At 40.6% G+C, this 16,534-nt stretch carries 15 protein-coding genes; 3 read left to right on the forward strand and 12 right to left on the reverse strand.

Going from position 1 to position 16,534, the window contains the following annotated elements:
• Positions 1–55 precede the first annotated feature (55 nt).
• Both rpmG and QUF73_06195 read right to left on the reverse strand, forming a co-directional pair.
• Entirely contained in the window at positions 56–205 is a 150-nt protein-coding gene (gene rpmG, locus QUF73_06190) for a 50S ribosomal protein L33 (GenBank protein ID MDM5225798.1), read from the reverse strand.
• Positions 202–1,404: a GTP-binding protein gene (locus tag QUF73_06195; protein ID MDM5225799.1), complete on the reverse strand. Its 1,203-nt coding sequence runs from the start codon at positions 1,402–1,404 to the stop codon at positions 202–204. The genes rpmG and QUF73_06195 overlap by 4 nt, the downstream gene beginning before the upstream one ends.
• Before the next feature lie 303 nt (positions 1,405–1,707).
• Here QUF73_06195 and QUF73_06200 point away from each other — a divergent pair, with 303 nt between their 5' ends.
• Together QUF73_06200 and QUF73_06205 are read left to right on the forward strand one after the other, a co-directional pair.
• The gene (locus tag QUF73_06200; protein MDM5225800.1) at positions 1,708–2,700 is read left to right on the forward strand and encodes a permease; all 993 of its coding nucleotides are present in this window, start codon (positions 1,708–1,710) and stop codon (positions 2,698–2,700) included.
• A gap of 10 nt (positions 2,701–2,710) precedes the next feature.
• Positions 2,711–3,697 carry a TIGR03943 family protein gene (locus QUF73_06205; GenBank protein MDM5225801.1) on the forward strand — a complete coding sequence of 329 codons (987 nt, stop codon included), beginning with the start codon at positions 2,711–2,713 and terminating at the stop codon, positions 3,695–3,697.
• Between the two features lie 32 nt (positions 3,698–3,729).
• On the opposite strand, the gene QUF73_06210 is transcribed toward QUF73_06205, so the two are convergent.
• The 9 genes from QUF73_06210 to QUF73_06250 all read right to left on the reverse strand — a co-directional run bounded on the left by QUF73_06210 (position 3,730) and on the right by QUF73_06250 (position 13,471).
• Positions 3,730–5,418 carry a methyl-accepting chemotaxis protein gene (locus QUF73_06210; protein ID MDM5225802.1) on the reverse strand — a complete coding sequence of 563 codons (1,689 nt, stop codon included), beginning with the start codon at positions 5,416–5,418 and terminating at the stop codon, positions 3,730–3,732.
• A gap of 339 nt (positions 5,419–5,757) precedes the next feature.
• Positions 5,758–6,069 carry a DUF3870 domain-containing protein gene (locus QUF73_06215; GenBank protein MDM5225803.1) on the reverse strand — a complete coding sequence of 104 codons (312 nt, stop codon included), beginning with the start codon at positions 6,067–6,069 and terminating at the stop codon, positions 5,758–5,760.
• Between the two features lie 83 nt (positions 6,070–6,152).
• Positions 6,153–7,358, reverse strand: a complete 1,206-nt coding sequence (locus QUF73_06220; protein ID MDM5225804.1) for an acyl-CoA dehydrogenase family protein — start codon at positions 7,356–7,358, stop codon at positions 6,153–6,155.
• Between the two features lie 14 nt (positions 7,359–7,372).
• On the reverse strand, positions 7,373–8,560 hold the full coding sequence (locus tag QUF73_06225) for a CaiB/BaiF CoA-transferase family protein (protein ID MDM5225805.1): 1,188 nt from the start codon (positions 8,558–8,560) through the stop codon (positions 7,373–7,375).
• 303 nt (positions 8,561–8,863) lie between these two features.
• On the reverse strand, positions 8,864–9,892 hold the full coding sequence (locus QUF73_06230) for a VanW family protein (protein MDM5225806.1): 1,029 nt from the start codon (positions 9,890–9,892) through the stop codon (positions 8,864–8,866).
• 164 nt (positions 9,893–10,056) lie between these two features.
• Positions 10,057–10,227, reverse strand: a complete 171-nt coding sequence (locus QUF73_06235; protein MDM5225807.1) for a hypothetical protein — start codon at positions 10,225–10,227, stop codon at positions 10,057–10,059.
• Positions 10,228–10,249: 22 nt separating this feature from the next.
• Positions 10,250–10,393: a hypothetical protein gene (locus tag QUF73_06240; GenBank protein MDM5225808.1), complete on the reverse strand. Its 144-nt coding sequence runs from the start codon at positions 10,391–10,393 to the stop codon at positions 10,250–10,252.
• A 111-nt stretch (positions 10,394–10,504) separates the two neighbouring features.
• Positions 10,505–11,950 carry an amino acid permease gene (locus QUF73_06245; GenBank protein MDM5225809.1) on the reverse strand — a complete coding sequence of 482 codons (1,446 nt, stop codon included), beginning with the start codon at positions 11,948–11,950 and terminating at the stop codon, positions 10,505–10,507.
• Positions 11,951–12,082: 132 nt separating this feature from the next.
• Entirely contained in the window at positions 12,083–13,471 is a 1,389-nt protein-coding gene (locus QUF73_06250) for an aspartate aminotransferase family protein (GenBank protein MDM5225810.1), read from the reverse strand.
• A 268-nt stretch (positions 13,472–13,739) separates the two neighbouring features.
• Here QUF73_06250 and QUF73_06255 point away from each other — a divergent pair, with 268 nt between their 5' ends.
• Positions 13,740–15,149 carry a sigma 54-interacting transcriptional regulator gene (locus tag QUF73_06255; protein MDM5225811.1) on the forward strand — a complete coding sequence of 470 codons (1,410 nt, stop codon included), beginning with the start codon at positions 13,740–13,742 and terminating at the stop codon, positions 15,147–15,149.
• A 145-nt stretch (positions 15,150–15,294) separates the two neighbouring features.
• Here the strand turns inward: QUF73_06255 and QUF73_06260 are convergent, their stop codons facing one another.
• On the reverse strand, positions 15,295–16,509 hold the full coding sequence (locus QUF73_06260) for a CaiB/BaiF CoA-transferase family protein (GenBank protein ID MDM5225812.1): 1,215 nt from the start codon (positions 16,507–16,509) through the stop codon (positions 15,295–15,297).
• Between the last annotated feature and the right edge of the window lie 25 nt (positions 16,510–16,534).

A 16,534-nucleotide genomic window follows, 5' to 3' on the forward strand; every position in this document is an offset into this window, starting at 1 on the left:
ATTGCTCTGTTAGTTTTCGTCATTGCTCAGCCAAACATTAAAGGGAACGATAATGTTATTTTGTTTCCCTGTGAAGGGTGTGTTTTTTTAGTTTTGGAGAGTATTTCATTAATTCAATTCTATCAGGATTATTTCGTTTATTTTTGGTTGTAATATAGTTGCGATCCCCTGTTTCTGTGCATGCCAAAGTAATTTTCAATCTCATTTCACTTCCTCCATCATATTAGAATTAAAAGCTGGCAGCCGGTCTGCCAGCATGCACCAGTCTGAACTCATTTCTTTATCGGTTAGTAAGCAGCCATTCAGACTTGATGCAATCTCTTCTTGTTTCATACCCATGCCAATGAATACAAGTTCTGTCATCCTGTCTCCAAAATCCTTATCCCATCTATCAAGCAGTTCTGGTTCATCCTTTAAAATTTCGTTTCTTTCCACCTCTGGAAGGGCTGCAATCCATTCCCCAGCACCTTGCAGCGTTATGGATGGTCCTGCCTGGGAAAGGAGACCGGCCATGTCATGGCGGGAAGCCAGCCAGAAAAATCCTTTGGCTCTCACAATATCTGCAGGAAAATCCTCAAGCCATTGCATGAACCTTTCCGGATGAAAAGGCCTTTTTCTTCTATATAAAAAGGAGGAAATTCCATATTCCTCAGTTTCGGGTGTATGTTCTTCATTCAGCTCTTTGATCCAGCCTGCTCCCTGGCTCGACGTTTCAAAATCAAACCGACGAGTATCGAGGATTTCTTCCGGTTCAACCTCTGAATTTACGGCTTTAATAACTTTTGCTTCAGGGTTTAACTTTTCTAATACGGCCTTAAGTTCATCCGCACTTTCTGAATCAACCAGATCCAGTTTGTTCAGCACCAGGACATTGGCGAATTCAATCTGGTCTATTAATAGGTCAACAACTTCCCGGTCATCGCTTTCGTCTGTGCCCTGTTTGCGGTCCAGCAGAGATTCTCCCGATGCAAAGTCATGCCAAAAACGATTTGCATCTACAACTGTAACCATTGTGTCAAGGGTGCACCTTTTTGAAAGATTAATTCCTAAACTTTCATCCATATAAGTAAATGTTTGGGCAACCGGTATTGGTTCTGAGATACCGGAAGATTCAATCAGGATATAATCTATGTCCCTTTCATTAATCAGCCTTTCCACTTCCATCATCAAGTCTTCTCTCAGAGTACAGCAGATGCAGCCATTTTGAAGCTCAACGAGTTTTTCATCGGTTCTGGAAAAACCGCCTTTTTGTACTATGGATGCGTCAATATTGACTTCACTCATATCATTTACAATTACTGCAATTTTCTTATTGCTGCGATTATTTAAAATGTGGTTCAGCAGAGTGGTTTTTCCTGAACCTAAATAGCCGCTCAGCACAGTGACGGGTATCTTCTTTGTCATCGATTTCTCTCCTTTTCAGCATAAACAGTATTCATTCCGATTTACAGCTGATTAATACTCCCTCTTCGTGATTAGATACAGACAGTGTTAACTCGAGAATATTGGGAAGTTTTCATCAAATCGTAATTGTTACGATTTAAATCATATTAAAATTTTCTTTCGATTGCAAGGATAAACTTTATATTTTTTTATCCTTCGATTCTCCTATCCTTTCAAAATGCTCATAATCCCATTTACATTTTCATAAAATTAATATAGAGTATAAAACGAAATCATTACGATTTTTAAATACAGGAGGATACTATGAACCGACTTTTTCGCAGCCATATCATTGATATAACGGGCATAATTTTGATAGCCATTCTGGTATATTTCATATCTTTCAGCTCTGGCTTAGGTTTATCTTTTGATATCCCCCCTTCTCTGTTAAATCTGAATGTTATCTTTATCAGCATCCTAATAGAAGCGTTGCCTTTTGTCCTTATTGGTGTGCTGATTGCAGGCTTTATCCAAATTTTCATTACAGAAGACCATATAAAAAGGTGGATCCCGAAAAATAGAACGGCTGCAGTTGTCATGAGCTGTGTAGCAGGCGCCCTTTTTCCAGCGTGTGAATGCGGAATTGTCCCCATCATTCGCCGGCTTATGTCTAAGGGTGTTCCAGTATATGCAGCGATTGGTTTTATGCTGACTGGACCCCTGATTAATCCCATCGTCATTGCTTCTACATACATGGCTTTTGGAAACGATTTTGAAATGGCGGGCTTACGAATGGGACTGGGATTCCTAATTGCCATAATAGTTGCCTTTAGCGTGAGCATCATCTTTAAGTCCGGGCAATTGAAAGATAGTATTCACTTACCCCACATCAGCGAAAACAATCGTTCTTTCCTGGACAGGATTTGGTCGATGCTGACCCATTCAATCGATGAATTTTTTGACATGGCCAAATATTTAATTATTGGTGCTTTATTAGCTTCCATTGTACAAGTCTATATGCCGGCAAAAACATTTCTGCAAAATGCCGATAATCCGGTAGTATCCTTGCTAATCATGATGGGCTTTGCCTATGTTTTGTCACTATGCTCAGAGGCCGACGCTTTTATTGGTGCCTCATTCAGCAGTATATTTCCTAAGTCTTCCGTACTGGGATTCCTGATCTTCGGGCCGATGATCGACTTTAAAAATACAATTATGATGCTTAGTGTGTTTAAGATGAAGTTTGTTTTTGGGGTATTAGCCCTGACAGCTTCCGTTGTCTTTTTCACGCTTCTTCTTTTACAGAATTTCATTTAGGAGGATTGCTATGAAAATCCATTTTCAGCAGGCATTAAGGGCGCTGATTCTACTGGCTTTTTGCGGACTGATTTTTCAGCTTCACTATACAGGCGACATAACCAAATATATTAATCCGAAATATGTCCGGTTAAGTCAATCCGCTTCCATTCTGTTTTTATTTTTATTTTTTATTCAGATTACCAGGATATGGAGTTCCAATAGAGAAAAAGAGGGTCACGAACACCTTCACGGTAAGGACTGCTGCCACCATGATGATCATAGCTGTTCTCATCATCATGATCATGGAGATACACCGTTTACAGGTAAAAAGCTGCTGTCATATTCCATTATATTATTTCCGCTATTAACAGGATTCTTCTTGCCTGCAAAGACGCTTGATGCTTCCATTGCTGATAAGAAAGGCGGGCTGGCCATACTTGGTAATCAAAATAAAGAGGAGAATGTTTCGTCGGACTCTGAGGAAATAGAAGATCAATCGGAAATTAACCTTGAGAATTATTCGCTTGAAGAAGAGCTGGAAGAAGTCGAGAAGCTGGAGCATGACCTATCTGTAAATGAAGAGGTACAGGAAATATCCAATGAAGAATTTGAGCAATTAAAAAAGGACCTGTATTCGTCTCCTGCTATTAAGATGGATGATAAAGTTTTTAGCTTATATTATGAGGAAATCAGTAAGGATATTGATAAGTTCGCAGGCAGGGAAATTGAATTTCAGGGATTTATTTATAAAGAAAAAGGACTGGCTTCTAATCAGCTTGTCATTTCGAGGTTTTTGATTACGCATTGTGTGGCAGATGCAAGTATGATTGGCTTTCTTTCAGAAATGGAGGAAGCTCCGGAACTCTATGATAATATGTGGGTCAAAGTTAGCGGAGTCATAGATAAGGCAGCCTATAATGGGACAGAGCTTCCACTGATTAGAATTAAAGAATGGAAAGAAATTGAAGAGCCGTTTATTCCATATCTGTACCCATTAACCATTAGAATCTTATAGTAAAAATTAAAAGGGACTCAGCCGAGTCCCTTTTATAATTTAAATCTCGAAACAACTTCCTGCAAATCTTCAGCAAGTTTTGCAAGTGATCCTGCTGATAATGATACTTCTTCCATTCTGGCGAGCTGTTCTTCTGTTGCAGCTGAAGTTTCCTGTGAAGCTGCTGCATTTTTTTCTGAGATGTCCTGCACGTTTGTCATGACTTCAATGATCTGGCTGGTTAAGGCAGTCAGTTCCTCCACTGAGGAAGAAACTTCCTCGACTTTATATGTCACATCACCCATTGAATGGGCAATTTCTGCAAAAGCAGCACTTGCTTCCATCGTATCTTCCAGTCCCTCTTTAACCTGTTCATTCCCTTTTTCCATTGCCTGAACGGCCTGCTTTGTTTCTTCCTGCACAAGTCCAATCATTTGCTGAATCTGAACAGCAGATTGTTTGGAACCCTCTGCCAGTTTGCGGACTTCATCGGCTACAACCGAAAAGCCCCTGCCATGCTCACCTGCCCTTGCAGCTTCAATGGCTGCATTTAGGGCAAGCAAATTGGTCTGCTCGGCGATAGTGGTGATCAGTTCCACGATATTGCTGATTTCTTTTGATCGGGATTCGAGAGTATTAATATACTGTGTGGCATTGCCTACTGAAATATTTATTTCATTCATCTGCCTTACAACATTTTCGACTGATTTAGTGCCTATTTTAGTTAAGAAATCAGTTTTTTCTGCTGCTTCAAGCATCAGCTCGCTGCTTGAAGAAATCTGCTGCATTCCGGAAGCTATCTCCTCCATTGAAGAAGTTACCTCTCTAAAACGGTAAAGCTGCTGTTCAGTGCCAAGAGCATTTTTTTGCGAAATAGCTGCAACCTGTTCAGAAGCCAAAGAACTTTCCTCTGCACTCGCAGCCAGTTCCTCACTGCTTGATGCAACTTGTTCTGAAGTGTTTCTTACCTGGCTGACCACAGACCTTAAGTCTTTAACCATCTTATTTAAAGATAAAATAAACGCTCCTATTTCATCCCTGTTTTTCACTTTAATGGAGCCGTGGCTTAAATCTCCTCCAGCCACCTTGTCTATCGTAGCTGCAGCCAGATTTATCGGCCTTGAAATCATTCTGCTTATAAAATAAGCGATCGCCACCGCAGCCAGAATGGCTGCAATCGTAATAAGTAAAGTAATGACCTGAGCGGATTTTACGCTGGATACGGTTTCATTTATCCCAGCATCTAATTGGGTTTCATAAAATTTTACAAGTTCATCCGCTTTATTGTTAAAATCCTGGCTGACCTGTTTATCGGAAGTTTCAACTAATGACATATATGCATTGTTATCTTCCAGCTTAAACTTAATTTCTTTATCAATAATGCTCTGGTAGCGATCATGAAGCACTTTCAGCTCTTTCGCCAATTCCTTCTCTTCATTATTGCTGGTTAATTTATTCAGTTCATTGATATGATGTTCCATTCTCTTGCGGGAACTTTCATAGTCACTGAGATATGTAGAGTCGCCTGTCAGGAGATAGCCGCGGATTCCCCCTGCTTCATTCATAAGCTCTGCCTTTAGGGTTTTTACAAGCATCACTTCAGAGACATTTTCATCTATTAAGCTTTGATAATTTCGGTTAACATTGCCAAGTTCATAATTAGATAAACCGGCGACAAGACCAAATAATAAAAGGACAGACAAAAACCCGAGGAACAGTTTTTTTGCCACAGATAATTTCATGACTTTTCCTCATTTCCAGATAAGATAGGATATTCTACTTATAATTTAACATGAACACACCTGGTAAGTCAGGTACTTTTTACCTGCAAGTTCATATATACAGAAAATTCTCCTCCTTTCGCGATTATTTGCATAAAACAAAGAAAATGCCGCTAATCCGGCTGGCAGATTAGCGGCAACTATGCAGACCAAAGATCCTTAGGGAGGAGATCTTCTATATCATTGTATTAAATGTGATTGAAATGGTGTGGACAAACCCCTCCGCTATTTGCTTATTTTTTCATCTAACTGAGCCCAAACACTTCTAAAGTCTTTATCTGGTTAGGCTCTCCTGACTTTTTATTTAGACAAAACAAGCTCATACTGGAGATAGACATCCTTAAGTGCTGCCTGAATCGCCTGTCCGGCTTTCCCGCGGTAATGACGCTGAACCTTTTCTATGAGTTCTTCTACCCCTTCGCCCAAACAATAGCCTCTAAGCAGCTGGCGGATATATTCACGGCCATGCTCAGTGGCGAGTGTACATGATGAATCGACTATCACGCCATATTTAAAGTCCAGTTCCAATGTAATTGTAATAGTATCATATAGGTTTCTCGCAGCCATTCCCTGCGGAAGTTTGGCATGCCCGGCAATAAAATATGTGTTCATTCTATCGTTCTCCCTTTTGTCACTCTCAGGAAAATGGGGTGTGTGCCGATTAAACCGAAAGCTAACTGTCATGTTCCCATTCCTTAATGGACAGATACTTCTTCAAATGGCCACGCTGGCAGCTGCTTTCGAAGCGGCTTATCCTCCCTGTATCCCAGAGCATATTCTCCTTGCATAATGGTGTGAATTTCTCTAGTTCCTTCGTAAATCACCGGGGCTTTTGAGTTTCTTAAAAAGCGCTCAACCGGATATTCATCCGAATAGCCATATGCCCCGTGGATTTGAACGGCATCATTGGCAGCTTCGAAGGCTGCATTACATGCTATCCATTTCGCAAGGGACGTTTCTTTTGTATTCCTTTTCCCTTGATTTTTTAGCCAGCCTGCCTTAAACACAAGCAATCTGGAAATCTCCAAATTGGCATTCATTTTTGCAATCATCTGCTGAACGAGCTGATGCCTGCCAATTTCCTTGCCAAAAGCTTTGCGTTCATGGCAATATTTTAGACTTGCTTCCAGACTGGCTTCAATTAAGCCAACTGCCCCTGCTGCTACAGTAAATCGGCCATTATCTAATGCTGACATGGCAATCTTAAATCCTTCTCCTTCTTCACCAAGCCTATTTGATACAGGTACTCTTACATCAGACAAAAATACCTCGCCTGTGTTGCCTGCCCTTATTCCCAGCTTTCCTTTAATTGCCTTAGTTTCTAACCCTGGGAAGTTTCGTTCAACTATAAATGCAGTAATTCCCTTGTGCCCAATATCATGTTCTGTTTTTGCAAAAATGAGGAAATTATCCGCTGCATCACAAAGTGAAATCCACGTCTTTGATCCATTTAGAATATAAGAGTCTCCATCCCGAATGGCTGTTGAATTCATTGCAGCTACATCCGATCCTGCATTAGGCTCGGTTAAGCCAAATGCTCCTACCTGTTTGCCTTGTGCTTGCGGCACTAAATACTTCTGTTTTTGCTCCTCGTTTCCCCATTGCAGCAATGTCATACTATTTAACCCTGTATGGACAGATACCGCAGTACGGTAGGCAGTATCTCCACGCTCCAGCTCTTCACAGACAATTGCCAAAGTGTTGTAATCCATCCCAGCACCACCATATTCCTCAGGAATGCAAACACCCATTAATTGCAATTCAGCTAATTTTTTTAGTATTGAAGGTTCAAAATGACCTTGTCTGTCCCACTCCTGAATATTCGGGATAATTTCCTTGTCTGCAAACTTTTTCACTAATTTTTTCACACTTTGCTGTTCATCAGATAATTCGAAATTCATCATTTCAATTCCTCCTATATAATTTGATTTTTTCTAAACCTGTCAATTTGGTCGGGATGGTAACCGAGCTGCTCCAAAATGGTTTCTGTATGCTCACCAAACATAGGAGGATGATGCCTCATTTTTACAGGTGATTTAGAGAGCTTGATCGGTGAACCGGTAAGTCTAAGAGTTTCAATAGTAGGATGATCCATTTCGACTACCATTTCTCTGGATCTTATTTGCGGATCATCAAACATGTCTTGAACAGTATTGATAGGACCGTTGGGAATTCCCGCTTTATCCAAAATGTCTTTCCACTCCTTTTTTGTTTTTTTTGAGAGCATTTCTTCAAGTATTGGAATAAGCTTTGATTTATTCTCCAAGCGATTTTTATTATGAATAAACTCTTCCTTTTCAGATAAATCCTGCCTGCCTAATGCAGCTGAAAATCGCTTAAATTGCTCATCATTTCCTACTGCTACAACCATTTCACCATCTTTTACAGAAAACACCTGGTATGGAACTATATTGGGATGCTGATTTCCTAAACGTTTTGGGGTGCTTCCAGTGCACAAATAATTGCTGGCAACATTAATTAGTGAAGCAACCTGACAATCCATTAAGGAAATATCGATTTCCTGCCCCTCTCCAGTTTTGTACCGATGCTGGAGAGCAGATAAAATGCCAATGCATGTATACAGGCCAGTTAGTACATCCGCAATAGCAACACCAACCTTCAAAGGGCTCCCATCCGGCTCTCCAGTAATGCTCATTAATCCGCTCATCGCCTGAATAATGTAATCATATCCTGGCAAGTCCTTATATGGTCCGGCTGAACCAAATCCTGTAATAGAAGCCATAATTAAAGAAGGGTTCATCTCTTTCAATCTTTCGTAGCCCAAATCCATTTTTTCCAGCGTCCCTGTTTTGAAATTTTGCACAACTACGTCGCTTATCGAGACAAGTTCCCTGAAAATATCTTTCCCCTCTTCAGTTTTTAGGTTTAATGAAATACTCTGCTTATTCCGATTGGCACATAAATAATAGGCACTTTCTCCATTTAAAAAAGGCGGGCCCCAGCCCCGTGTTTCATCACCGGTTTTATAATGTTCTATTTTAATCACATCTGCTCCTAAATCACCAAGAATCATGGAGCAAAAAGGACCGGCCAGCACCCTTGATACATCGATTATTCGGATTCCCTCTAAAGCACCCTTCACGTTTTCACCTCTTTCACAAATTTAAGTAAACAAAAAGAGCCAGCAAAACAGACAATGTCTATTTAGACATTGAACGCCTTACTGACTCTTATTCAAGGCTCGTCTTCCGAAAAAGGAAGTTCAAGTGAACAAAGTCAATCCATAGGTATTTATTTTGAATTAAAACTTCAAGCCGTGCATGCAGCAAGTAAATTGCTGTCATCGGTTTGTTAAACTCATTATACAACAATTAATTGAATATTTCAATATTTTATGCACCAGGTACCTACCAGTTTGCTGAAGGGTCCAGGTACCTGGTACTTATTAAACAGCTTTTTTCAAAATTCCTGAATATTGCTTGGAGGTTTTTAGCTCAATAGTCAGTACGCCATTACCGAAATGTGCTTTTACAAGGAGGGGTATGCCTGTTGTGTTTTCAAATCTAAAATCTTTGCCTCCATAAGATACCGTTGCATCTCTTCCTTTTGGAACATATCCTACTGTTACGGAATGGTGATGCTTTTCTACATAGCTCACCCCGACCTTGTCAACTGCGTTAAATAAAGTGGAGGAAGTCTGGCAGATCCCGCCTCCAATTCCCATAACCAGCTTACCATTGATAGCTTCTTCTGCCGGCTGATAACCATGGGCTGCGTCACTTGGACCCACCGTTGTATTAAAGGAAAAATGGTCGCCCTCACCAAGGATGATATTATTAATGGCCTCGGCGGAAAGCTCTATATTTTTCGTTCTGCCGGCTACTCCGTTATTGAAGTAGGTCGTATAAGAGGCGACCACCACTTCATCCAAGCTTGGAACATCTTCAGGGCTATATCCGCTTTCAGTAACATAGAGAGGCAATTCCACATCCCCTCCGCTTACAGACGCAGCAATAATCTTATCCACTAATTCACTTTCTTCAAGGATGATTTCGGGCTGTCCTTTAATTATCTTCCCATCCGGTCCTAGTTTATCAAGGGTCATCCTTTGGTCATAGCCTTTATTTGTGTCCGTACCACGCGCCATCTCTTTGGCCCATTGGGCAAGATCTGCTTTATATTTTACATCGTCATCACCAAATCCCATCTCATCTGGGCTGAAGGTCTTAAGCACAGCTTTTGTATTGGGATCGATAACATTAACCACAATCGGTTTTACTTCTTCCTTCTTATCCTCCTCTTTTGCCTGCTCCTCTTCCTTTGCCTCCTCTTTGGCCTTTTCTTCCTCCTTTACCTTCTCTTCTGCTGCCTTTTTCTCCGGCTCATTATCTCCGGCTGCTTTTCCTGAACACCCAGCTAAACCTATTAAACTGCCAATCAACATTAATAAAATTCCCCATTTTAGCTTACTCATTTTTCCCCCAGCTTTTTCTTGTATTCTTCCTTTCTTTCTTTAGGAAGTCGTTTCCATTTTCATATTGTATTCAAGTCGGGGAAGAGGTATTCCTGCACAGCAGCAGCTCAGTTTGTACCTTTTTTCCTGAATAAAAAAACGCCTGCAGTTAGCAGACGCTTGCATTATAATCCTCCACAGCCGGATGAATTTTCCTGATGGCTGGCTTCTTCTTTCGAAACAGATTCCAGCCCATACCCCGTTGAACTAATTTCAAGTGTTCCTTCTGACGAATGCTCACTGCTAAATCCCTCACTCCTGCTTTCAGGACGAAACTGAGAATTATCTTTTTTCATAATAGCCTCCCAATAATCTGTTCTAGTCCTTAATCCCATGCAGCCATTCATGATAACAGCCTTTACATAAAACTTCTTCTCTCTCTTGATCAGCCACATCAAATGTAATCAAATGCATTTGATTTCCATCAATTTCATCAGTGCAATAAAAACACTTTTCACCCATCAGGCAACCTCCAAAATAGAAAGTGTTTTTATTTTAAACAGCTGACCCTTTTTTATACGCAAAAAAGCACCAGGCATCTATACCTTAAGCGGTATAGATGCCTGGCACCCATCAGCTGCTTTTTTCCTTGATGTCGGTTTGGTCATCGTATTTGATGACTCGCGCTATTTCTTCATTCATATGTTTCTCAGAGTATTCTATTCCGTATTTTGCCATTGAGGTTTTATAGAATATGAAGCCAAGGATCGCCCAGGCAAAAACAATGGCCCATTCATAAGGCCAGATTAAGGCAGAAGGCATTCCAGGCATATAGAGAATACTTACGCCAAGGGACATAATGACCGCAATCCATCCAATGGCAGTTCCTCCTTTAAGGCGAAATGGCCTCTGCATATCCGGCGCTTTTTTGCGTAAAATGACAAAGGAAAGTGCTACCATAAACCAAGCTACTACCAAACCTAAACCGCCAGCATCAACCAGCCATACTAAAGCAGGCCTTCCAAGCAATGGAGCAGCTGTCGATAATACAGCGATTAATAAAATCGCTTTATGAGGGGTATTATATTTAGGGTGCAGTTCACCTAGCGTTTTCGGGAGCATTCCTGCCATTGCCATTGCATAAATTGCCCGGCTTCCTCCAACATAAAAACCAATCCAGCTTGTTAATATGCCGCCAATTCCGCCAAGCACAAGAATATGGCCCATTATTTGACTATCCCCAAAAGCCTTTGCCATTGCATCAGCAGTGACAAGATTGGATTGGGCAATTTCAGTTGGACTTAATACACGTGAAACGCCGAAAATGACCGCAATATACCAAACAATTGCCATTATAACGGATACAATCAGCAATTTCCCAATTTGTTTTTGAGGAAGGTTAATCTCTTCTGCTGCCTGCGGGATAACATCAAATCCCACAAACATAAACGGTGTCATAATGACAACAGTTAAAATGCCAGCCATTCCTTTTTCAAATAATGGCTGCATATTTTGAGTATCCCCTGAAAAGGAACTGCCTGTTATTAATAAAACACCAGCTATGAGAATTAATAATGTCAAAATAAACATGGCAGCAGTAGAAAATTTAATGCCGCGATAATTAATCCAGGCGATCAAAATTGACCCAGTAATCCCTACGCCTGCCCAAGTAATCGTTACATCCCAGTCTGCTACTGTGTATAAATAGCCTGTACTATAATTGGGAATTAAATACTCAAAAACCGTTGGCAGTGCAACTGCTTCGAACGCTACTACAGAAACATAGCCTAAAACGATTGCCCATGTTGTGATAAAACTGGCAACCCTCCCCATGGCTTTAAAACTATAAACATGTTCCCCTCCAGCCAAAGGAAGAGCTGATGCTAATTCTGCATACGTTAAACCCACAAAGGTTACAAGCAAGCCTCCAATAACAAATGCAAGGATAGCACCTAATGAACCAGCTTCTGTAATCCACAGTCCCGCTGTAACAACCCATCCCCAGCCAATCATTGCCCCGAAGGCAAGAGTAAGGACATCACGGTTTCCAAGTGTTTTAATAAATCTTTTTTCACTCATCCAGTTACCTCCACTCATTTTCAAGTCAATAAATCTAAAGCGATAAAAACACTAAATATAATTAATATTCTGATTTTTATTACGATATGGTGCCTGCTTTGATAGCATAGACACCATATCCCCTTTTAACGATTAAACACTTTGTAATTTTAAACCCTTTTCAACCACGTGAATAGCGTCCGAAAGGATCGAAATCATTTTTTCGATTTCATCTTTTCTGATAATAAGCGGCGGTGAAAGAGCAATGATGTTTGTTCCTCCGAAGGTAACTGCCCTGACAATTAATCCCCTGGAAAGACATTCTTCAACCAGTTTTTGAGCAGCCAATTTCTCAGGTGCAAATGGAATTTCTTTATCCCTGTCCTCAAACAATTCAAAAGCACCAATCAAGCCCTTCGCTCTGGATTTTGTCACAGTTGAGTGCTTTTCCGTCAAATACTCAAACCCCTTTATCAGTTCCTTTTCCATCTTGCTTGCATGAGCTGGCAGGCTTTCATTTTCAATAATTTCAATATTTTTCAAGGCAACTGCGCAAGCAGTTGGATGACCGCTATAAGTAAATCCATGGAATAAAACATCATCCGATACTTCTGCCAGGCTGTCCCTTAAGCGTTCAGTAATCGCTACTGCTCCGAGAGGGATATAGCCGCTAGTAATTCCTTTAGCCATACACATGACATCCGGTACAACATCCCAATGTTCTACTCCAAACATTTTCCCTGTTCTGCCAAAACCGCATATAACTTCATCCGCTATCATTAAGATACCGTATTGATCGCAAAGTTCACGCACAGCTTCGAGATATCCATTTGGCGGAATTATCACTCCTCCAGCTCCCTGAATAGGTTCAACGATTACAGCAGCAATCTTCTCTGGACCTTCAGTTTCAATAATCCCTCGAATGCTTCTCGAAAAGTCCGGATCATTCCTGGCACCCAATTCACAATTCGTTTTGTGGGCTGCAGCATGGAGAAAATCCGGTGCCAGCGAGGTTGTCATGTTTTGAAATTGCTGAATGCCCGTTGCACTGGTCGCCCCCATCGTTATTCCATGATAACCTCGTTCTAATCCAATTATTTTCTTTTTTTCTGGCTGCCCCTTCATTTTCCAATAATGCCTTACAAGCTTAAAAGCAGTATCATTTGATTCAGATCCGCCAGAAGTATAGAAGAACACATTTAAATCACCAGGTGTAATGCTTGCCAGCTTCTCAGACAGCTGAATAACCGATTCGTGGGAGAGATTATTGAAAGAGGAACTATAAGCAAGCTTGCCCATCTGCTGGCTGGCTGCCTCCCCAAGATCTTTCCTGCCATGCCCCACATTTACATTCCACAATGATGCCAGTGCATCAATATAACTTACGCCATTTACATCGGTTAAGTATATTCCTTTCCCTTCTGTAAAAATACGTTTCGGACCGCTCTCTTGATGCTGTCTCAATGAAGATGTTGGATGCAAATAATGCTTTTTGTCCAGCTCTTGCAGTTTCTTGATTTGTTCATTATTATACTTGGCCATTGCGAATACCTCCTAATAAAATATGTTTAATATAAAAGACGCAAAAAAATATAATGCAAGTTTTATGCCAGGAATATATTACTGCTAGCAATAGAATTCTTACTCTGCAGCAGCAGGGTTAATGATTTAGCGCATTAGTAATAATGCACATCTGCATTATTTTTTAGCTATTTATCTAAATATTACGAATTGTTTATACCTATTCAATATGCTATTATTTCATTACCGGCTTTCAACTACCTCAAATTATCAAAGTGAGGGTGAATTTATGGAAATTTGTGAGCTTACATTATATAAGAATTTGAATCATGAATTAGAAACCATTATTAATACCTGTTTTGATGAAATCTTTGTTACTGACGGCATTGGTACAGTACTTAAAGTGAATCCAGCAGGTGAGGCGTTTTATGGGATGAAGGCAGCTGAAATAGTGGGAAAAAATACAGAGGAACTGGCGAGTAAAGGATTATTTTCCCCCTCTTTGTTTCCGATTGTTAAAGAGCGGAAAGAGCGGGTATCAATGATACAAAGAACAAGAACAGGGCAAACTATTCATTGCATAGGAAATCCCTCTTTGGACACAGAAGGAAATATAGAGTTCATAGTTTTTACCTCAAGGGACCTGACTGAAATCAAACAGCTTCGCAACAAGATTGAGCGTACAGAACATTTACTTGAAAGCTTTCAGGAAGAGCTTGAAGAATTAAGGCGGTTTCATAATAAAGAAGAAGAAGATTTTATTTCTTTTTCACCCGATATGCGAAAAATAGTGAAAATGGCAGATAAAATCGCAAAGGTTGATTCTACTGTTCTTGTTACAGGAAAATCCGGAGTTGGAAAAGGTGTAATCGTATCTCACATACATAATAAAAGCAAAAGAAGGGAGCAGCCTTTCATACATATAAATTGCGGTGCAATACCGGAGCCCCTTATTGAATCAGAACTTTTCGGGTACGAACCAGGCGCCTTTACAGGTGCGAAAAAAGAAGGCAAAAAAGGATTATTCGAAGCGGCAAATGGCGGTACATTATTTTTGGACGAAATAGGCGAAATGCCCCTTAACCTTCAGGTAAAACTATTAAAAGCCCTTCAGGAAAATGAAATTCAGCGGATTGGCGGAACCAGAGCAATACCCGTAGATACCAGAATTATTGCGGCAACAAATAAAGACCTGGAAACAATGGTGGAGGACGGAACATTCAGAGAAGATTTATTTTACCGCTTAAATGTGATACCCATTTATATTCCTCCTTTAAATACAAGACCAGAGGATATTTCATACTTAATGGATCACTTTTTAGAAAAATACAATAAAAAATATGGAACATCTGCCTATCTCAGCCTGAAAGCAGAAAATAAGCTAATTAATTACAGTTGGCCTGGAAACGTAAGAGAATTGGAGAATTTAATGGAGCGTTTGGTTGTTATCGCCGACAGGGATGAAATTCAGTTAACCGATTTGCCGCAAAAGATTGTTAGCTCACCAAACGGCCATAAGCAATTTACAGTCCAGATTAATGAAATTTGCACCCTAAAGCAGGCACACGAGGAATTGGAGGAACAATTAATAATAAAAGCTTATAAAAAATACCGAAGCTCCTATAAAGTCGGCAAAGCCCTTGGCATAAATCAATCAACTGCCTATAGAAAAATTCAAAAATATATAAAAGACCAATAAAAAACTCCTGGCATTTTGGCCAGGAGTTTGGGCGTTCTTTTAAACTCTCCAGTTGGCTTCTGTTCATAAACTTTACCTGATGAGAACGGAACCTCCCCTGCGCTATGCACTCCTTTCTCTTCTCTCTCCCTAAATAGCATTTCATTTACCGGGTTTGTGCTTTTTCTTCATGTGTTTGAACGATTTTATTATTTAACAGGTCCTCAACCTTCGCTTCATCATACCCAAGCATTTTTAAAATGTCCTTTGAGTTTTCTCCCAGCTTGGGTGGGCCTTGTTTAATCCCAGCTCTTGAGGTACTTAGTTCAAATGGAAGCCGGGGAAGCTTAAACCCTTCGATGCTCGAATGTTCCACACACTCCCACATTTTGATGGCTTCAGCCTGCTCATCCCCTACTACTTCTGAAATCTTTTTTACCTTAGAGCACGGTACCCCGGCTTCTGCCAAAAGCTGTACCCACTCTTCAGCAGGTTTTGATTGCAGGATATTTTCAATGGCTACTCTCAAATTCTCCCGATTTTCAACTCTTTTAGGGTTCGTCTCATATCGAGTGTCTGTAACCCATTCCTCTTTGCCAAGCACTTTGCATAAACGGCTGAATAATGAATTATTGGATATTCCAATCATGACGGGTGAATCGCTTGCATAAAATGCCCCATATGGTGCAAAAGCTGTGTGGCCAGCACCATTCTTTTTAGGCTCATCCCCTGTAGCAAGCCATGATAACATATGGTAGCCAACCCAAAAAACGCCTGTTTCATAGAGAGAGGTTGTGACCAGCTGGCCTTCGCCTGTTTTTTCTTTATGGAGGAGGGCAGAAAGAATGCCAATGGCTCCCCACATGGCACTTCCCTGATCCAGCACAGATACTGGAACTCTTGCAATCTCTGAACCTTCTGCCCCGTTAATCCCGATGATGCCGGAATCCGCCTGGGCGATTGCATCGTACCCGGATCGTTCACGCAAAGGACCATTCTGCCCATAAGCAGATAAGGAACAATAAACAAGTGAAGGATTGATTTCTTTTAATTTTTCATAACCAAGCCCCATTTTTTCCGCTTTTTTAAAACGGAAGTTCTCTACAAAAACATCAGCCTTCTCTACAAGATCATAAACTATTTTTCGGCCATCATCCTGCTTGAGGTCAATGACAACAGATTTTTTATTGCGGTTTATATGAAGGAAATAAACACCTTCACCTTCCCAAAAGGGTCCCATCCCCCTTGAGTCATCTCCAGTAACCGGCCTTTCAATTTTGATGATTTCAGCACCTAAGTCTGCGAGAATCATGGTTAAACTAGGTCCGGAAATATTTGTTGTAACATCCACAACTGTGATGCCTGTCAACGGTCCTGCCATCCTGGTTCCTCCTTCTTATTAAAGA

Source organism: Cytobacillus sp. NJ13, from assembly GCA_030348385.1.
Lineage (GTDB): Bacteria > Bacillota > Bacilli > Bacillales > Cytobacillaceae > Cytobacillus.

What these genes read in the sequence shown, in the direction of transcription:
- QUF73_06250 (MDM5225810.1), bottom strand. Translation starts at nt 13,471, where the DNA reads ATGGCCAAGTATAATAATGAACAAATCAAGAAACTGCAAGAGCTGGAC.
- QUF73_06245 (MDM5225809.1), bottom strand. Translation starts at nt 11,950, where the DNA reads ATGAGTGAAAAAAGATTTATTAAAACACTTGGAAACCGTGATGTCCTT.
- QUF73_06210 (MDM5225802.1), bottom strand. Translation starts at nt 5,418, where the DNA reads ATGAAATTATCTGTGGCAAAAAAACTGTTCCTCGGGTTTTTGTCTGTC.
- QUF73_06260 (MDM5225812.1), bottom strand. Translation starts at nt 16,509, where the DNA reads ATGGCAGGACCGTTGACAGGCATCACAGTTGTGGATGTTACAACAAAT.
- QUF73_06255 (MDM5225811.1), top strand. Translation starts at nt 13,740, where the DNA reads ATGGAAATTTGTGAGCTTACATTATATAAGAATTTGAATCATGAATTA.
- QUF73_06230 (MDM5225806.1), bottom strand. Translation starts at nt 9,892, where the DNA reads ATGAGTAAGCTAAAATGGGGAATTTTATTAATGTTGATTGGCAGTTTA.
- QUF73_06235 (MDM5225807.1), bottom strand. Translation starts at nt 10,227, where the DNA reads ATGAAAAAAGATAATTCTCAGTTTCGTCCTGAAAGCAGGAGTGAGGGA.
- QUF73_06200 (MDM5225800.1), top strand. Translation starts at nt 1,708, where the DNA reads ATGAACCGACTTTTTCGCAGCCATATCATTGATATAACGGGCATAATT.
- QUF73_06240 (MDM5225808.1), bottom strand. Translation starts at nt 10,393, where the DNA reads ATGGGTGAAAAGTGTTTTTATTGCACTGATGAAATTGATGGAAATCAA.
- QUF73_06215 (MDM5225803.1), bottom strand. Translation starts at nt 6,069, where the DNA reads ATGAACACATATTTTATTGCCGGGCATGCCAAACTTCCGCAGGGAATG.
- QUF73_06220 (MDM5225804.1), bottom strand. Translation starts at nt 7,358, where the DNA reads ATGAATTTCGAATTATCTGATGAACAGCAAAGTGTGAAAAAATTAGTG.
- rpmG (MDM5225798.1), bottom strand. Translation starts at nt 205, where the DNA reads ATGAGATTGAAAATTACTTTGGCATGCACAGAAACAGGGGATCGCAAC.
- QUF73_06205 (MDM5225801.1), top strand. Translation starts at nt 2,711, where the DNA reads ATGAAAATCCATTTTCAGCAGGCATTAAGGGCGCTGATTCTACTGGCT.
- QUF73_06195 (MDM5225799.1), bottom strand. Translation starts at nt 1,404, where the DNA reads ATGACAAAGAAGATACCCGTCACTGTGCTGAGCGGCTATTTAGGTTCA.